Source organism: Lysinibacillus sp. HST-98, from assembly GCF_016757845.1.
Lineage (GTDB): Bacteria > Bacillota > Bacilli > Bacillales_A > Planococcaceae > Lysinibacillus > Lysinibacillus capsici.
Window position 1 is genome coordinate 15,262 of the sequence record NZ_JAENHX010000017.1, and the last position, 16,525, is coordinate 31,786.

Annotated in this window: 18 protein-coding genes, 1 tRNA gene, 1 rRNA gene and 1 other RNA gene; 17 read left to right on the plus strand and 4 right to left on the minus strand. The window is 37.0% G+C overall.

Annotation, left to right across the window (positions count from 1 at the left end; all coding sequences use genetic code 11):
* The first annotated feature begins 191 nt into the window (after positions 1–191).
* The 10 genes from JIN86_RS23065 (at position 192) to JIN86_RS23110 (ending at position 8,516) form a co-directional block, all read left to right on the plus strand.
* Positions 192–527: an ArsR/SmtB family transcription factor gene (locus JIN86_RS23065; protein ID WP_202342964.1), complete on the plus strand. Its 336-nt coding sequence runs from the start codon at positions 192–194 to the stop codon at positions 525–527.
* A gap of 20 nt (positions 528–547) precedes the next feature.
* Positions 548–1,501, plus strand: coding sequence for a cation diffusion facilitator family transporter (locus JIN86_RS23070; RefSeq protein WP_009374246.1), 954 nt, complete (start codon positions 548–550; stop codon positions 1,499–1,501).
* Positions 1,502–1,567: 66 nt separating this feature from the next.
* Entirely contained in the window at positions 1,568–1,900 is a 333-nt protein-coding gene (locus JIN86_RS23075; RefSeq protein WP_004233976.1) for a metal-sensing transcriptional repressor, read from the plus strand.
* Between the two features lie 31 nt (positions 1,901–1,931).
* Entirely contained in the window at positions 1,932–2,138 is a 207-nt protein-coding gene (gene copZ, locus JIN86_RS23080) for a copper chaperone CopZ (protein ID WP_004233974.1), read from the plus strand.
* Positions 2,139–2,219: 81 nt separating this feature from the next.
* Positions 2,220–4,631: a heavy metal translocating P-type ATPase gene (locus JIN86_RS23085; RefSeq protein WP_202342965.1), complete on the plus strand. Its 2,412-nt coding sequence runs from the start codon at positions 2,220–2,222 to the stop codon at positions 4,629–4,631.
* A gap of 198 nt (positions 4,632–4,829) precedes the next feature.
* Positions 4,830–5,465, plus strand: a complete 636-nt coding sequence (locus tag JIN86_RS23090; protein ID WP_004233969.1) for a deoxynucleoside kinase — start codon at positions 4,830–4,832, stop codon at positions 5,463–5,465.
* Positions 5,465–6,133: a deoxynucleoside kinase gene (locus JIN86_RS23095; RefSeq protein ID WP_004233968.1), complete on the plus strand. Its 669-nt coding sequence runs from the start codon at positions 5,465–5,467 to the stop codon at positions 6,131–6,133. Before JIN86_RS23090 ends, JIN86_RS23095 begins: the two co-directional genes overlap by 1 nt.
* A gap of 89 nt (positions 6,134–6,222) precedes the next feature.
* On the plus strand, positions 6,223–6,750 hold the full coding sequence (locus JIN86_RS23100) for an LOG family protein (protein ID WP_004233967.1): 528 nt from the start codon (positions 6,223–6,225) through the stop codon (positions 6,748–6,750).
* Between the two features lie 137 nt (positions 6,751–6,887).
* Positions 6,888–7,796: a methyl-accepting chemotaxis protein gene (locus JIN86_RS23895; RefSeq protein WP_202342967.1), complete on the plus strand. Its 909-nt coding sequence runs from the start codon at positions 6,888–6,890 to the stop codon at positions 7,794–7,796.
* A 99-nt stretch (positions 7,797–7,895) separates the two neighbouring features.
* Positions 7,896–8,516 carry an RraA family protein gene (locus JIN86_RS23110; protein ID WP_004233965.1) on the plus strand — a complete coding sequence of 207 codons (621 nt, stop codon included), beginning with the start codon at positions 7,896–7,898 and terminating at the stop codon, positions 8,514–8,516.
* Positions 8,517–8,561: 45 nt separating this feature from the next.
* Here JIN86_RS23110 and JIN86_RS23115 read toward each other — a convergent pair whose 3' ends face one another.
* The 4 genes from JIN86_RS23115 to JIN86_RS23130 form a co-directional block, all read right to left on the minus strand.
* On the minus strand, positions 8,562–9,836 hold the full coding sequence (locus JIN86_RS23115; protein ID WP_004233964.1) for a cation:dicarboxylate symporter family transporter: 1,275 nt from the start codon (positions 9,834–9,836) through the stop codon (positions 8,562–8,564).
* Positions 9,837–9,928: 92 nt separating this feature from the next.
* Complete coding sequence (locus tag JIN86_RS23120) at positions 9,929–10,807, minus strand: response regulator (protein ID WP_004233963.1); 879 nt, start codon at positions 10,805–10,807, stop codon at positions 9,929–9,931.
* Positions 10,808–12,067 (minus strand): sensor histidine kinase, encoded by a 1,260-nt coding sequence (locus JIN86_RS23125; protein ID WP_004233962.1) that lies wholly within the window; start codon positions 12,065–12,067, stop codon positions 10,808–10,810.
* A gap of 126 nt (positions 12,068–12,193) precedes the next feature.
* Positions 12,194–12,286 (minus strand) — tRNA-Ser (locus JIN86_RS23130).
* A 168-nt stretch (positions 12,287–12,454) separates the two neighbouring features.
* Between JIN86_RS23130 and ffs the strand changes: the two genes are divergently transcribed.
* From ffs to JIN86_RS23165, 7 genes are all read left to right on the plus strand, one after another.
* An RNA gene (gene ffs, locus JIN86_RS23135) (signal recognition particle sRNA large type) lies at positions 12,455–12,722 on the plus strand.
* Between the two features lie 141 nt (positions 12,723–12,863).
* Positions 12,864–14,651 carry a DNA polymerase III subunit gamma/tau gene (gene dnaX, locus JIN86_RS23140; protein WP_004233959.1) on the plus strand — a complete coding sequence of 596 codons (1,788 nt, stop codon included), beginning with the start codon at positions 12,864–12,866 and terminating at the stop codon, positions 14,649–14,651.
* A gap of 20 nt (positions 14,652–14,671) precedes the next feature.
* Positions 14,672–14,986, plus strand: coding sequence for a YbaB/EbfC family nucleoid-associated protein (locus JIN86_RS23145; RefSeq protein ID WP_004233957.1), 315 nt, complete (start codon positions 14,672–14,674; stop codon positions 14,984–14,986).
* An 11-nt stretch (positions 14,987–14,997) separates the two neighbouring features.
* Positions 14,998–15,594 carry a recombination mediator RecR gene (gene recR, locus JIN86_RS23150; protein WP_048391017.1) on the plus strand — a complete coding sequence of 199 codons (597 nt, stop codon included), beginning with the start codon at positions 14,998–15,000 and terminating at the stop codon, positions 15,592–15,594.
* 13 nt (positions 15,595–15,607) lie between these two features.
* Positions 15,608–15,823, plus strand: a complete 216-nt coding sequence (locus JIN86_RS23155; protein ID WP_004233954.1) for a YaaL family protein — start codon at positions 15,608–15,610, stop codon at positions 15,821–15,823.
* Positions 15,824–15,898: 75 nt separating this feature from the next.
* Positions 15,899–16,171 carry a pro-sigmaK processing inhibitor BofA family protein gene (locus JIN86_RS23160; protein ID WP_004233951.1) on the plus strand — a complete coding sequence of 91 codons (273 nt, stop codon included), beginning with the start codon at positions 15,899–15,901 and terminating at the stop codon, positions 16,169–16,171.
* 282 nt (positions 16,172–16,453) lie between these two features.
* A 16S ribosomal RNA gene (locus JIN86_RS23165) occupies positions 16,454–16,525 on the plus strand; the annotation flags it as partial.

Sequence of the window (16,525 nt, forward strand, 5' to 3'; positions counted from 1 at the left end):
TGAATTGGTAATTGCTACTGTTAACTTCTTTTCGGATGTTATATTCATCTAAAATCATTGCAGCCATGCGTAAGTGATTGACCTGTAATATGTCGAAGCATAAATACTTGTTGACATTCCTTATATATCCATATATATTTATATATGAACACATGCTCATATATAAATATTGAAGAATGGGGTAAACTTCTATGGATGAAAAATTAAACAGTTCAGAAATGCAAAAAAATATTGATCAGCATTTAGATGAAGAGACATTATTTGTAGTATCTCAGACTTTTAAAGCATTGAGTGATCCAACACGAATTCGTATTTTAAACTTACTTTGTTCAGATGAACATTCTGTTAATGATATTGCAGAAATTTTAGATTTAGGCCAATCAACCGTTTCCCACCAATTACGCTTTCTTAAAAATTTAAGATTGGTGAAATTTAGGAGAGAAGGAACAACCATATATTATTCTAAGGACGATGATCACATTATAAATTTATTGAAGCAGGCTATTGAGCATGCGGCTCATAATTAAAATGAAATGGGGGAATAACAATGGGACATCAACACGACCATGGCCATGATCATACACATGGTGCAAATAAAAAGGTATTATTACTGTCATTTATTATTATTACAGGGTATATGGTAGTAGAAGCCATTGGTGGCTTTTTAACAAATAGTTTGGCTCTTTTATCAGATGCAGGGCATATGTTAAGTGACTCTATCTCTTTAGGTATAGCAATGTTAGCTTTTATGTTTGGGGAAAAAGCTGCAAGCTATAGTAAAACATACGGCTATAAACGATTTGAGATTTTAGCTGCAGTATTGAATGGCATTACATTAATAGGAATCGCATTATTTATTTTCTATGAAGCAATTGAACGATTTACAAACCCACCAGAAGTAGCTACAACTGGAATGCTTATAATTAGTATAATTGGTTTGTTCGTTAACATTTTAGTTGCTTGGATTATGATGCGTGGAAGTGATACAAAGGATAATTTAAATATGCGCGGAGCATTTTTACATGTACTAAGTGATATGCTAGGGTCTGTAGGCGCTATTGTTGCGGCACTATTAATTATGTTTTTCGGCTGGGGATGGGCAGATCCTCTTGCAAGCGTTATTGTTGCATTATTGGTCGTACGAAGTGGCTACCATGTCACAAAAGCCTCCATTCATGTCTTAATGGAGGGGACACCTTCAAATGTAGATGTTCAGGAGATTATTCAGTTAATAGAACAGACTGATGGAATAGAAAGTATCCACGATTTACACATCTGGACAATTACTAGTGGAACGAATGCATTATCCTGTCATGCGGTTGTCAATGATCAATTGAAAATAGCTGAGAGTGAGCATATCTTGCGGAAAATTGAACATAATCTTCAACATAAGGGCATTAAGCATGTAACAATTCAATTAGAAACATCCTTACATCGACATGATAATTCCATTTTATGTAAATTAGAAAGTGACCATGAACATCATCATGATGATAAATAAAATTTTTAATGACTTGCATACCCTTCTTGGGTATAGTATGATAATTCCAAATAGGAGGTGTAGTGAATGGAGGAGACAGTAAAAGAGGATGCTTGTCATACAGAGGAAGCTACGTCTTGCCGAAAAAGTCATCACCCTGAGCGTGTGAAAAAGGATCTAACAACTCGCTTAAATCGAATTGAAGGTCAGATTCGTGGTATTAAGGGAATGATTGATAAAGATGTTTACTGTGATGATATTATTACGCAACTATCTGCTACACAATCTGCATTAAATAGTGTGGCAAAAATATTATTAGAAGGTCATTTAAAGGGCTGTGTTGTGGATCGTCTATCAGAGGGCGATGAAGCAGTATTAGATGAGTTAGTAATAACGATCCAAAAGTTAATGAAAAAATAGATTGAAAACATACAAAAGGAGAGATTTTTTTATGCAAAACGTAACATTAAACGTACAAGGAATGTCATGTGGTCATTGTGTAAATGCTGTGGAAAAAAGTGTTGGTGCTCTAGCTGGTGTTGAACAAGTAAAAGTTAATTTAGCAGATGGCTTAGTGGATATTGCATTTGATGATGCACAAGTATCACTTGACCAAATTAAAGAAACAATTGATGACCAAGGATATGACGTAAAATAATAATTGTAGAGTGCTCTAGTAGCACTCTCTTATTTTCAAAATTATATACCCCCTGTTGGTATAAGGAGAGGTGAATGGTAAATGAGTTCTGCTAGTAAAGAAGCTAATTTGCAAATAACGGGTATGACATGTGCAGCCTGTGCCACTCGTATAGAAAAAGGTTTAAATAAAATGGATGGTGTAGAACATGCAACAGTAAATTTAGCACTTGAAAAATCATCTATTAAATATGACCCAACTAAACTAAGTGAAGCAGATTTTGAAAAGAAAATAGAAGCACTTGGCTATGGCGTTGTTAAACAAAAAGCTGAACTTGATATTACCGGTATGACATGTGCAGCCTGTGCAACTCGCATTGAAAAAGGATTAAATAAATTAAGTGGTATTTCCTCTGCTAATGTCAACTTAGCACTGGAAAAAGCGATGATTGAGTTTAATCCTTCGGAAGTGTCCATCGCAGATATCATTACAAAGGTTGAGAAGCTAGGCTATGAGGCACATCAAAAGGCAGATGAACAGGAAACCGTAGATCATCGCGAAAAAGCTATCAAACAGCAACAACATAAATTTATTATATCGGCTATACTTTCTTTACCACTGCTTTGGACGATGGTTGGTCATTTTTCCTTTACGTCATTTTTATACGTTCCAGAGTTTCTAATGAATCCTTGGGTCCAAATGGTATTGGCTACGCCTGTGCAATTTATTATTGGTAAACAATTTTATGTAGGGGCATATAAAGCATTACGCAATGGTAGTGCAAATATGGATGTGCTTGTTGTTATGGGGACATCAGCGGCCTATTTCTATAGTGTCTATCAAGCGATTGTAACGATAGGATCACACCATGGTCCACATCTTTATTTTGAAACCAGTGCTGTATTAATTACACTTATTTTATTAGGTAAATTATTTGAGGCAAAGGCAAAAGGACGTTCATCTGAAGCCATAAAAAAACTAATGGGACTTCAAGCAAAGACAGCGATCGTTGTACGTGACGGTATAGAAAAGGAGATCCCATTAGAGGAAGTTATCATTGGCGATGTTATTTTAGTGAAACCAGGTGAAAAAATTCCTGTAGATGGTGAGGTAATAGAGGGGACAACAGCTGTTGATGAATCGATGTTAACAGGAGAGAGTCTACCAGTTGATAAAAAGCAAGGTGATCAATTATTTGGCTCAACTATTAACAAAAATGGTTTTATTAAAATGACTGCAACAAAGGTTGGTCGTGATACAGCATTAGCACAAATTATTAAAGTGGTCGAAGATGCTCAAGGATCGAAGGCACCTATTCAACGTTTAGCAGATCAGATCTCAGGAATTTTCGTACCTATTGTTGTTGGCATAGCCATTGTAACCTTTTTCATTTGGATTATTTGGGTCCGTCCAGGGGAATTTACACCTGCTTTAGAGGTATTAATCGCAGTTCTTGTCATTGCTTGTCCATGTGCACTTGGGTTAGCAACACCAACTTCAATAATGGCAGGCTCTGGACGTGCAGCTGAGTTTGGTATTTTATTTAAAGGTGGAGAACATTTAGAGCAAACACAAGGCATAGATACAGTTGTTGTAGATAAAACAGGAACAGTGACACATGGTAAACCTGAGCTTACAGATGTTCTGTTAGCGCCAGAGCAAGATGAAGCACGTTTTTTATCCTTAATCGGGGCAGCAGAGAAGCAGTCAGAGCATCCACTAGCAGAAGCCATTGTTCAAGGCATAGAAAAACGCGGCATAGCTTTAGGTGACGTTCAGTTCTTTGAAGCAATACCGGGTTATGGTGTGCAGGCAACTGTCTCAGGTCAAGGTGTTATCATTGGCACACGTAAATTAATGCAACAATATGATATTCGTATTAATGATATTTTACCAACAATGGAGCAACTAGAACGAAATGGTAAGACAGCCATGTTAGCAGCCATCAATGGGCAATATGTAGGTTTAGTAGCTGTGGCTGATACCGTGAAAGATACATCAAAAGAAGCTATTCGTCGTTTACAGGATATGGGTATTACGGTCATCATGATGACTGGTGATAACGAGCGTACTGCTCAAGCAATTGGAACAGAGGTAGGCGTGAATCATGTTATTGCAGAAGTCTTACCAGAAGGTAAAGCTGATGAAGTGAAAAAACTTCAAGCCCAAGGGAAAAAAGTAGCGATGGTAGGTGATGGTATTAATGACGCACCTGCCTTAGCAACAGCGAATATTGGGATGGCAATTGGTACAGGGACAGATGTTGCAATGGAAGCAGCAGATATTACGCTAATTCGTGGAGATTTAAATAGTATCGCGGACGCCATTCTAATGAGTAGAAAAACAATGCGTAATATTAAACAAAATCTATTTTGGGCATTTGCTTATAATACATTAGGTATTCCAATTGCTGCACTCGGTCTGCTTGCTCCATGGGTAGCAGGCGCAGCGATGGCCTTTAGTTCAGTTTCGGTCGTATTAAATGCACTTCGTTTACAACGAGTGAAATTATAAGTAGGTATAAAGGCATCGGGAAGTAGATTCTCGATGTCTTTTTTCTATGTCACCAGGAGAAGAATACCACAGGTAAATTTACTAGAACAATAGGTTGATTCTGTTTTTCATTTTCCTACTATGATAAAATGAAAGGTACTGATTCATTTTATGTAGGACACAATGATCGAATCCATAGAACAAAAGGAGGAGCTTCTGGTGACGGTTCCATTTGTTACGGTAGAAGGTCCGATTGGTGTTGGTAAAACCTCTTTATCGAAAGAGATAGCAGCGACATTTAATTACCATCTATTAAAAGAAATTGTAGACGAAAACCCTTTTTTAAATAAGTTTTATGAAAACATTGAGGAGTGGAGTTTCCAAACGGAAATGTTCTTCCTTTGTAATCGCTATAAGCAACTAACTGATATTAAAAAATTTCGTTTAGCACATGCCAAACCTGTTGTAGCAGACTATCATATTTTTAAAAATTTAATATTTGCGAAGCGTACATTGGCACCAACAGAATACGAGAAGTATGAAGAGATCTATAGAATTTTAACGAAAGACATGCCTGTTCCAAATGTAGTGGTTTATTTACATGCCAGCGTTGAGACATTAATGAAGCGTATCGCCATGCGAGGGCGAGAGTTTGAAAAGATGATTTCACGTGATTACATGGAGCAGCTTGTGGCCGACTATCATTCTTTTATCGAGCATTTTGAAAGCATGCATCCCGAAATTCCAGTTATTCGATTTAATGGAGATCAGCTTGATTTTGTAAAAAATCCAAATGATTTAAATCATGTTTTAAAAATAATTAAAGATACGTTACAACAAAGGAGTTTGCAATAATGAATCTAAGAGAGAAGTACGATATTCCACCACAAACGGTTATTACAATTGCTGGTACTGTTGGGGTAGGAAAATCGACGATGACAAAGGCTTTAGCAGAGGCACTGAACTTTCGTACCTCGTTCGAGAAAGTAGACACAAATCCATACCTTGATAAATTTTATGAGGACTTTGAAAAATGGAGCTTTCATTTACAGGTCTACTTTTTAGCAGAGCGTTTTAAAGAACAGAAGCGTATTTTTGAATATGGTGGAGGATTTGTACAAGATCGTTCTATTTATGAGGATACTGGCATTTTTGCTAAGATGCATTATGATAAGGGAACAATGAGCCCAACAGATTATGAGACTTATACAAATTTGTTTGATGCAATGGTGATGACACCTTATTTTCCACATCCAGATTTGCTTGTTTATCTTGAAGGACCTATTGATGCAGTTATTGGACGTATTCAAGAGCGTGGACGTACAATGGAGCAACAAACACCAAATGATTATTGGATAGAAATGCATGAACGCTATGAAAATTGGATAAACAATTTTAATTCTTGTCCAGTTCTACGTTTAGATATTAATGATTATGATTTATTAAAAAATCCTGATGCCATTGAATCAATTGTAAGCCGTATCAGTCATATGCTAAAACAAACAAGCCATTTACGAAAATAAAAGTAAAATAAATGACCAAAAAACGTGAGACAATATATAGCCGATTGTTTCACGTTTTTTGAATAGGAGGGATTATTATAAGAATCGCAGTGTATTGCGGATCCGGTTTGGGTAAAAGCCCTATTTATGCAGAGAAAGCGGCTGAACTTGGTACAGCACTGGCAAAAAATGGTCACGGGGTTGTCTATGGTGGTTCTAAAACAGGCCTAATGGGGAAGGTGGCCGATGCTGTTTTAGCAGCTGGAGGAGAAGTGATTGGTGTGATGCCAACACATTTACAAAAGCGTGAATTGGCCCATGCCTCATTAACAGAAATTCATATCGTAGACTCTATGCATATTCGTAAAGCTAAAATGGCCGAGTTAGCAGATGCTTTTATTGCTCTGCCAGGTGGCGCAGGCACTTTAGATGAATATTTTGAGGTATTTACTTGGGCTCAGATTGGACTTCATACCAAACCTGTCATTTTATATAATGTCCATGGTTTCTATGATGCACTTCTACAGCATTTTAAAACAATGCTAGAGGAAGGCTTTATACGTGCAGAGCAAAAGAAGTTCTTACGTGTAGCGGCTACCTCTGAAGGGATTTTACGTTTATTAAAAAAACATGGATGAACACTCTCCATGTTTTTTATCTTGATGCAGCAGGTACACTAACATCCGCTGCAATTACACTGAGGTATAATTAATGTAATATAAAAGTAAAATAGTTAAATTTTAAGAAAAAATTAGTAATGGATGGGGTGTTCTTTATGCATAGTGTAGAGGCTCAAGTAACCGATGATTTAGTAGTACAGGCTATTGAACGCAATATAGCCATTATCCGCTTCGATATGGATAGAAGAGTAGCGTATGTCAATGAACTATTTGCTCAAACATTAGGCTATACAGTGCAGGAAATGCTAGGAAAACATCATCAAGACTTTTGTTTGCCTGATTTCATTAATAGTATGGAGTACGATAAATTTTGGCGCAACCTAACGGCAGGAAACAGCTATCAGGACAAAATAGAAAGAATTGATGCTAGAGGTAATATAATTTGGCTGGAAGCAACATATATGCCTGTCTTCGCAAATAATGCAAGAAAAGTAATAGGTGTATCCAAAATAGCTACCAATATCACTGAACGGCAACATGAGATTGTTAGTGTTGCTGACAAGTTGAAGGGCATGTCTAATAAGCTTTACCAGCGTTCAGAGGCGGGCATTCAAAATAGCCAAGATCTACTAGAAACCATTAAAGTAGTTTCAAAGGAATCAAATGAAAATGTAAGTAATCTTGTGCAACTTCAGAAACAAGCAGATTCTATTAAGGGAATTGTCAAGACTATACAAGAAATTGCCTCACAAACTAATTTATTGGCATTAAATGCAGCTATTGAAGCCGCTAGGGCTGGAGAATATGGTAGAGGTTTTGACGTAGTAGCGAAAGAGGTACGTAAGCTTTCTGTAAGAGTTGAACAATCTATTTCAGAAGTGAAGGATAATGTGGAGGGCATTGAGCGAGAAATTGGTCAGGTGACTGATAGTATTACAAAAATAGCAGAAAAAATAGATAAAACAAATGAACAAATTACTGTCACAGCGAAAGACTTTAGTGAAATAGCGTCTGCTGCTGAAGCCTTAGACGAGCAATCAAAGCAATTTATTGAAATTATTTAATTCTACTAATGACTACTATTTTCGAGATATATTGAAATAGGATATATTTTTTATTTACAATACTAGTGTAAGTCATTAATCATAATAGGGGTGTTATGTATGACAAAAATGGAAGTAAGCTTTCAGCATTTACCAACAACAGCTATTTCAGATGCAACAGGCGGACATACTAATGTGCGAAGTGATATTAAGCCGTTAGCAGACCATTTTAAAGTTGCTGGGCGAGCTGTAACTGTACGTTTACCAGATGGTGAAAATGGGGCAGTTTTGGAAGCGATTAGGGCTGCAAATGAAGGGGATATTTTAGTCATTGATGCAAAAGGAAATACAAACCGAGCTGTTGCTGGAGATTTTGTAATCTCCTTAGCAAAAGGGATAGGTGTACAGGGTTTTGTTGTGGACGGCGTAATCCGCGATATTGCAGCAATTCGTGAATTAAATTTCCCTGTATTTTCGTTAGGCACTACTGTAGCAGCAGGCAATAAAAACGGCGGTGGACAAGTAAATGTACCGATCGCCATTGGAGGAGTTACGGTTCATCCTGGTGATTATATTATTGGGGATGTGGATGGTGTAATTGTTGTGCCACAACAAGATGCTGAAAAAATTGTTGTAGCAGCAGAGGCTAAGCTTGAAAAAGATGAAAAGCGCGCTCAAGAAGCACATGCCAATGGAAAAGAATCAATTATCGCTTATTTAGATAAAGTGTTAGCAAAATAAAAAAACCCTCACGATGCCATCCAACATCGTGAGGATTTTTTTAAATTACGCTAGATTTTCATTATCATTAAAGTAATTTTTCATCTTTTCTCGATCGAAACGGCCTTCCCACTTAGCCATTACTAATGACGCTAATGAGTTACCAATTACGTTAACAACTGTACGTCCCATATCAAGAATACGGTCAATACCAGCAATGAAGGCTAGTCCCTCAAGTGGAATACCTACAGTACCTAAAGTTGCTAGAAGTACTACGAATGATACCCCTGGAACACCTGCAATACCTTTAGATGTAACCATTAATACAAGCATTAACGTAATTTGTTCACCAATGCTTAGGTGAATACCGTACATTTGAGCAATAAATAATGCTGCAATGGCTTGATATAGTGTTGACCCATCTAAGTTAAAGGAGTAACCGGTCGGTATAACAAAAGATACAATATCCTTTGGCGCCCCTAATTTCTCCATTTTCATCATAACACGTGGTAATACAGCTTCAGAACTTGCTGTTGAGAAGGCTAAAATTAGCTCATCTTTTAATACTTTAATTAAATAGAAGATGCTGATTCCTGCGAATTTTGCCACAAGTCCAAGAACGATAAAGATAAAGAATAGCATTGTTGCATAAACAAGAATTGCCAATTTGGCAAGTGGAACCAGTGAAGCAAACCCATATTTGGAAACGGTTACACCAATTAAACCAAATACCCCTAGTGGAGCGAATTTCATTACGAGGTTTGTTACCCAGAACATAGCATCTGCTACCCCTTGGAAGAAGTCTAAGACTGGTTTCCCTCGATCACCTACTGCAGCAACCCCTAAACCGAAAATAACTGAGAAGAAGATAATTGCTAGCATATTACCTTCAGCCATTGACTGAATAATATTTGTTGGGACAATGCCTACAATGATATCAAATGGTCCTTCATGCTGTACTTCCTCAGTTGTTGATACATACTTCGAAATATCCCCTTGAGATAATTCATTCATGTTAATACCTGCACCAGGTTGGAAAATGTTTGCAGAAAGTAATCCAACTACGATTGCAACTGTAGTAATAATCTCAAAGTAAATTATTGATTTCCCGCCTAATCGTCCAAGTTGCTTCATATCTCCAGTACCAGCAACACCAACGATTAATGTCGAAATAATAATCGGTACAACAATCATCTTAATAAGATGTAAAAATATATCCCCTAATGGTTGTAGATATGTCTCAATTTTGGGGTTTCCGTAAAAGATACCACCAACAATGATCCCTAAAATCAAACCGATTAAAATCTGAGCGGCTAAACTGACTTTAAATTTCTTTTTCAAATCCTTTGTACCTCCCCTAATATTAAATTTTTAGGACACGCCTTACTTTAATAATACGGAGGACTTATGGAATCCGACAAAATCCGAGAAAATTAATTTACTTTTGTTAAAATGTCTGAATATAACACTTGAATAAACTTCTTAATATTTACCTTTGCTTTACGATTATCGTGATCTTCAATCTGTGTCATGAGCTGACGAATTTCTTTAAAATCAAAATAACGAGGAGCATAGTACTCGAATTCTGAGTTTGTGTAATCAACAACCCCTAAATTAGCAAGATTAATCATGGCAGCTAATATTGTACGACGCACACGCTGCTCGATGGCCTTACTCTCTTTTAAAATTTCATCTGGCGTAGCCTTGGTCACAGCTGCAATTTCTTCATAAAGCTCCTTTAATGGAGGAAGGGGTGCAATCTTGTGCTGGTGGGCAAGTAATGTTTCTATAATGGCAATGATATCCTCACTACCAATTTCGCCGACAATCCCCATATCATTCAAAATAGATTGAATATGGTCTCGTGATGTAGCTTTATGAGTCTTTTGTTCACTTAACTCAATGTTTGTAAGTGATTGACGTATCACTAATAGTGAATTTTTAAGTCGAAATTGTTCAGTTGTTTTTTTTAAAACATTTTCAACTTCAATACGATTGATTGGTTTATGAATGAAGAAATCAATTCCTTGCTCATATGCTTCGCCAACCATGTCCTTATTCACTACCTGTGAAATCATAATAAATTGTCCCTCGAAACGATTTTGCATAAGTTGTTCCACAGTTGCGATACCATCAAGCTTAGGCATCAGTAAATCAATAAGTACAAACTCTGGCTGTGTCATTAAAATTTGTGGAATGGCATCTTCACCATTTCGAGCCTCACCAATAACTGTTCCTAACCCGCTATCTTCAATAATTTGCTTTAACATAACACGACTTGCACGATCATCATCTACAATAAAATACCTCATTTAAGTCTCTCCCGTTTGAATAGTTTGCGTAGGAATTATGATTTTAAACGTTGTGTATTGATTGTTTGATTCAACGGTTATTGAGCCTTTTAATTTTTCTACTAGTTCAGCAACATGTGAAAGCCCAATGCCAGTTGCTGCAACACCATCAACATTGAATTTAGTGGTGTATCCAGGTTCAAAAATAACAGAAATATCTGCTTGTGAAATCCCTTGTCCATTATCACATACTGTTATTACAGTATTATCCTCTTGGCGCTCAATAGCAATAGAAATGATCCCTTGCTTTTCAATAGCCTCAACAGCATTGGCTGATAAATTATTTAATAGAGCAAGCAATGCAATATGATCTTTCGTTTGAAAATCGAAGTCTATACATGTATTAAATTGTATTTCCTTACCGAGTAATTCTGCATACTTCCTATTACCTTCTTCAATATAATGCAATAATTCAGATAATACGAAAGGGCCAAAGCTCTTTTCACCGACAATCTTTGAAATCCCAGCATATATCCGTTGAGAATCCTTTTTCACTTCATGGATTTCCTGGGCAATATGAAGTGCTTGTAAACTCTCGGCTCGAAAACCTAGCGTCTTTAACTGACGATATAATTCATAACCACTACCTGTAATTGTTTCAATATGATTCATTGATTTTTTTAAATATAGTGTCTCCACATAGAGGTCAGATCCAATATTCAGCATTTCTTGTACCCGTTTTTTTTGTTCCGCTACCAAAATAGAGCTATAAATCCCTACTACAAAAAAGCTTCGTAATAATGCTACTGCTAATAGGATCAAGAGATCATGGAGAAATAAAAAAGTATATGTTTGGACAAAAAAGCGGAAAATTTGTTCAGCTAAATTACTGATGACCTCACTAAAAGCAACGAGTAAACCAAGTTTTAGTGGTTTTTCTCTGTATTGTTGAATATCTAAAACTTGCAGGCATACTGCAAACAATACATAAAATAAACCGGCTGGTAAATGGTTAAATATACTCTCGGCAATCGGAACATCGTGTAATGTCGAATTAATAACCCGAAAAATAGTTGTCACAATACTGGTAGCTACACCAGCTAAAATAATTGGTGTAGGTTTAATTAATGTGCATAAAAAGAAGACAATTGTTCCTAAACCAAAACGGAATGTTGTATTAGCAAAAGGCATAATTTTAATTTCACTACCTATTGCAGTCATAACAGCAATAATGAAAATCCAAGTAAGGGAAGCACGTGTCATAAGTAATTTCGATTGCAATTCAACAACCTCCCATCATTGATATAATAAAAAATACCACAACCGAGGCGGAAGTGGTATCTAACAAGTAATACATACAATTTAGGCAAAAAAAAACGGCTACATTCGTAGTCGGAAATTTAAAACTGGAGGAGGTAGAGGGATTCGAACCCCCGCGCGGTGTTACCCGCCTGTCGGTTTTCAAGACCGATCCCTTCAGCCAGACTTGGGTATACCTCCATGTTATATTGCTTTACTGTCTTATCGACAAAAATAAATTTATCATAACTAGAAACGAACGTCAAGATAATTTTTAAAAAAATATATATTGTTTAAATCGTCACTTAGAAATAAATAATTTGTGCATTAAGTTGCATTTTATACAAACAGTCAGTATACTAGTTATTGCCGTGCTAGGTGGGAAGGTAGCGGTGTCCTGTAACTCGCAATCCGCTCTAGCGAGACTGAATTCCTTTTTCGAGGCTGTCCGTATTGTTTGGTCTGCCTTTTGCACGTAGTGTTGACGATTGGGTCCTGCGCAATGGATACCCATGAACCATGTCAGGTCCGGAAGGAAGCAGCATTAAGTGGTCTTATTCATGTGCCGCGGGGTTGCCTAATCTGAGCTAACGACAAGAGTAACGCTTATGTGCGGCTGTCAAGGAAAGGTGCACGGCATTAAATTGCCAATTCAAAGCATCCGTCTATTATAGGCGGATGCTTTTTTATTTTAAATTTAGCAACTTCATTTTCTATATAATGCAGCAAATGCTATAATAAAAGTATTCAATTAAATGGAGAAGGAGAGAGGAAATCAGTGACGTATCAAGCATTTTACCGTGTGTATCGACCGCAATCTTTTCGAGAAATGTCTGGTCAAACACATGTCAAAAGAACGCTACAAAATGCTCTCCTAGCAAATAAAACAACACACGCTTACTTGTTTTCTGGGCCCCGTGGTACAGGGAAAACAAGTACTGCTAAAATCTTTGCGAAGGCCTTGAATTGTGAACATGCACCGTCGAAAGAGCCGTGTAATGAATGTGCTACATGCATAAGTATTACAGATGGTTCACATCCAGATGTTATTGAATTTGATGCAGCCTCAAATTCACGTGTTGAAGAGATTAGGGATATCATAGAAAAGGTTCGTTTTGCTCCCGCAAGCAGTAGATATAAGGTGTACATCATAGACGAAGTGCATATGCTTTCTACAAGCGCTTTTAACGCTCTTTTAAAAACGTTGGAAGAACCACCTCCTCATGCTGTGTTTATTTTAGCAACTACAGAGCCTCATAAATTGCCTGCTACGATCATTTCTCGTTGTCAGCGCTTTGATTTTAAACGACTTTCTACTAATGATATTATTGAACGTATGAAGGTTGTTTTAGAAGATATTGACTTACCATATGAAGAACAAGGTTTAAAGGTGATTGCACAATCAGCCGCAGGGGGAATGCGTGATGCTTTAAGCTTATTGGACCAAGTTGTGTCTTTTAGCGGCGAAAAATTAAAACTTGAGGATACGTTATTAGTGACAGGTTCTATTAGTCAGGATATTTTTTATGATCTAGCAGAGGCACTCAAAGTAAAAGATGTTGCGCAAATGCTTGCCCTTTTAGAGCAACTAATAGCTGACGGTAAGGACCCTTTGCGGCTCTCAGAAGATTTAATTACATTTTTCCGCGATTTATTATTACTTCAAACAAGTGATGATTTAGCTGAACTTTTAGAGCTTGTATCTCCTGAGGAACGTGTATTCACTTTAGCACACGAATTTGCACCAAATATGCTTTATGGGTATATTGATATACTTGCAAAGACACAGCAAGAGATGCGTTTCTCTCACCATACTAAAATTTATTTAGAGACGGCTTTGCTTAAAATGGTACAGTTTTCAGGAGGGATAGCCCATCAGACGGTGACTACAAATGAAATGGGAGAAAACCCTGATCTCACTCAAAAAATTGTAGCTCTTGAACAGCTGGTTCAGCAACTATCCTTACAACTGCAAACGGGGACACCTATGCAAACGACGTCGACAGCACAAAAAGAGCAACGGCCTCGAGCTAAAAGTCCGAATGGTTATAAAGCACCTACAGGTCGTATTCAGGAAGTGCTGAAAGATGCCACAAAGCAAGATGTGCAACGTATTAAGTCCATTTGGGCACAAGCCTTAAGTCAAATGCAAAAATCACAATCTGCTCTTTTGGCAGAAGCCGAACCTGTTGCGGCATCTTCAAGTGCTTTTGTGTTAAAATTCAAGTATGATATTCATTGTCAGATGGTTGCCGACAACCAGTCTTTAAAGGCTCACTTTACACAATTAATTGCAGGGCAAACTGGTACAATGTACGAAATGCTATGTATACCAGAAGAATCATGGTTAAAAATGCGTGAAGAGTTTATTCGTGATCATGGTCTGCAGCAAAAGAAATCACAGACTGAATCAGAGCATGGAGAAGAATTATTAGAGCCACCACCGGCAGAAATGCCAGAAGAACCATTTATCGATGATGCCCAACCTCTTGCTTCACAAGATCCACTTGTGACAGAGGCTGAAAAGCTCTTTGGTAAAGATTTTGTTGAAATTATTGAAGATTAAATTTTTAGGAGGAAACATTTATGCGTGGAATGGGAAATATGCAAGGTATGATGAAAAAAATGCAAAAAATGCAAAAGGAAATGATGGAGGCTCAAGAAGCTCTAAATGCTGAGCAATTTGAAGGTGTTGCAGGCGGCGGTATGGTGAAAGTAACAGTTTCTGGTCAGCGTGAAGTAGTTTCAGTAAATCTAGATGAATCTGTAGTAGACCCAGAAGATATCGAAATGCTACAAGACCTAATTGTTATTGCAACAAATGAAGCGTTGAAAAAAGTAGAAGAAAAAACAAACTCAACTATGGGTAAATTCACGCAAGGCTTAAACCTTCCGTTCTAGGAGGTATTCATATGTACTACCCAGAACCAATATCTAAATTGATCGATAGTTTTATGAAATTGCCAGGTATCGGGCCGAAAACTGCGGCTCGTCTGGCGTTTTTTGTGTTAACAATGAAGGAAGATGATGTATTATCTTTCTCTAAAGCACTGATTGATGCTAAACGAAACCTAAGCTACTGTTCTGTTTGTGGCAATATAACAGATGTAGATCCATGTCACATATGTACAGATAAGCAACGAGATCATTCTATTATTTGTGTTGTACAAGATACAAAAGATGTGATTGCAATGGAAAAAATGCGTGACTACAACGGTATGTACCATGTACTTCAAGGAGCAATTTCACCAATGGATGGTATTGGTCCAGAAGATATTAATGTTGCTTCTTTGCTAGTGCGCTTGCAAGATGAAAGTGTCCAAGAACTTATTTTAGCTACAAATTCAACAATCGAGGGTGAGGCAACCGCTATGTATATTTCTCGCCTTGTCAAACCGTCAGGCATTCGTACAACTCGTATTGCTCATGGATTGCCAGTAGGTGGAGATCTAGAATATGCAGATGAGGTTACGCTGTCTAAGGCAATGGAAGGCCGACGCGAGTTATGAGTGAGGGATTAGTATGTTCTTCCGTAGTAAAGGGAAATTAAAAAAGGAATTTGATGATAAGCTTGTGAATCTGATTAAAGAAACAAAAGAGGATTTACAACAGGCAAAGATAATAGAAGAATTAATGGATGATTATGACCTAGGTGTAATTGCTCAACGCAAAACAGCCGAAAGTATTCATTTCTATTTGTTTAAGGAAGCCAGAATTCGTAAGGTATTAATAAAATAGTTCTTTGTAAAATATTCATAGAAGCAAAACAGGAAACATAAACTTTCATAATTATTTAATTGAGGGGGCAACTATATGTCTGAGTTAGTAATTATGAGTATTTGTATTCCTGTCGGGCTTCTTTTTCTTTATGTAATAATAAGACATGCTAAAATGGGTAAAATCTTAGAAGGATTATCGGTGTTTTGGTTTAGATTTGCATTTGCTTTTCTACTATTATTCGTAATCCATTTAGGTATTGGTTATATAGGATATAATGTGCCAATCAATCTGTTTTCGGTCTTAACAATTGCTGTTTTAGGTATTCCTGGTGTCTTAGGAATAACAGCTTTAATATTTATTTTATAAAAGGCTTGCAATATAAAAAGATTATGGTATATTTATATAAGTCGCTAATACAACTGATTGAAACGAAAAAATAATTTTAAAATTATTGTTGACACGGTGTGCAGCGCATGATATTATATAAGAGTTGCTGCTGAAACGGCAGTAAACAAAATGAACCTTGAAAACTGAACAAGCAAAACGTAATCAATAAAGTTTTAAGTAGCTAGTTTTACTAGTGAACGAAACACAATTTTGGACATCAAACATGATGCCAGCAAAACAATTTGAGCTAATCAAATTTCTTTTATGGAGAGTTTGATCCTGGCTCAGGACGAACGCTGGCGGCGTGCCTAATACATGCAAGTCGAGCGAACA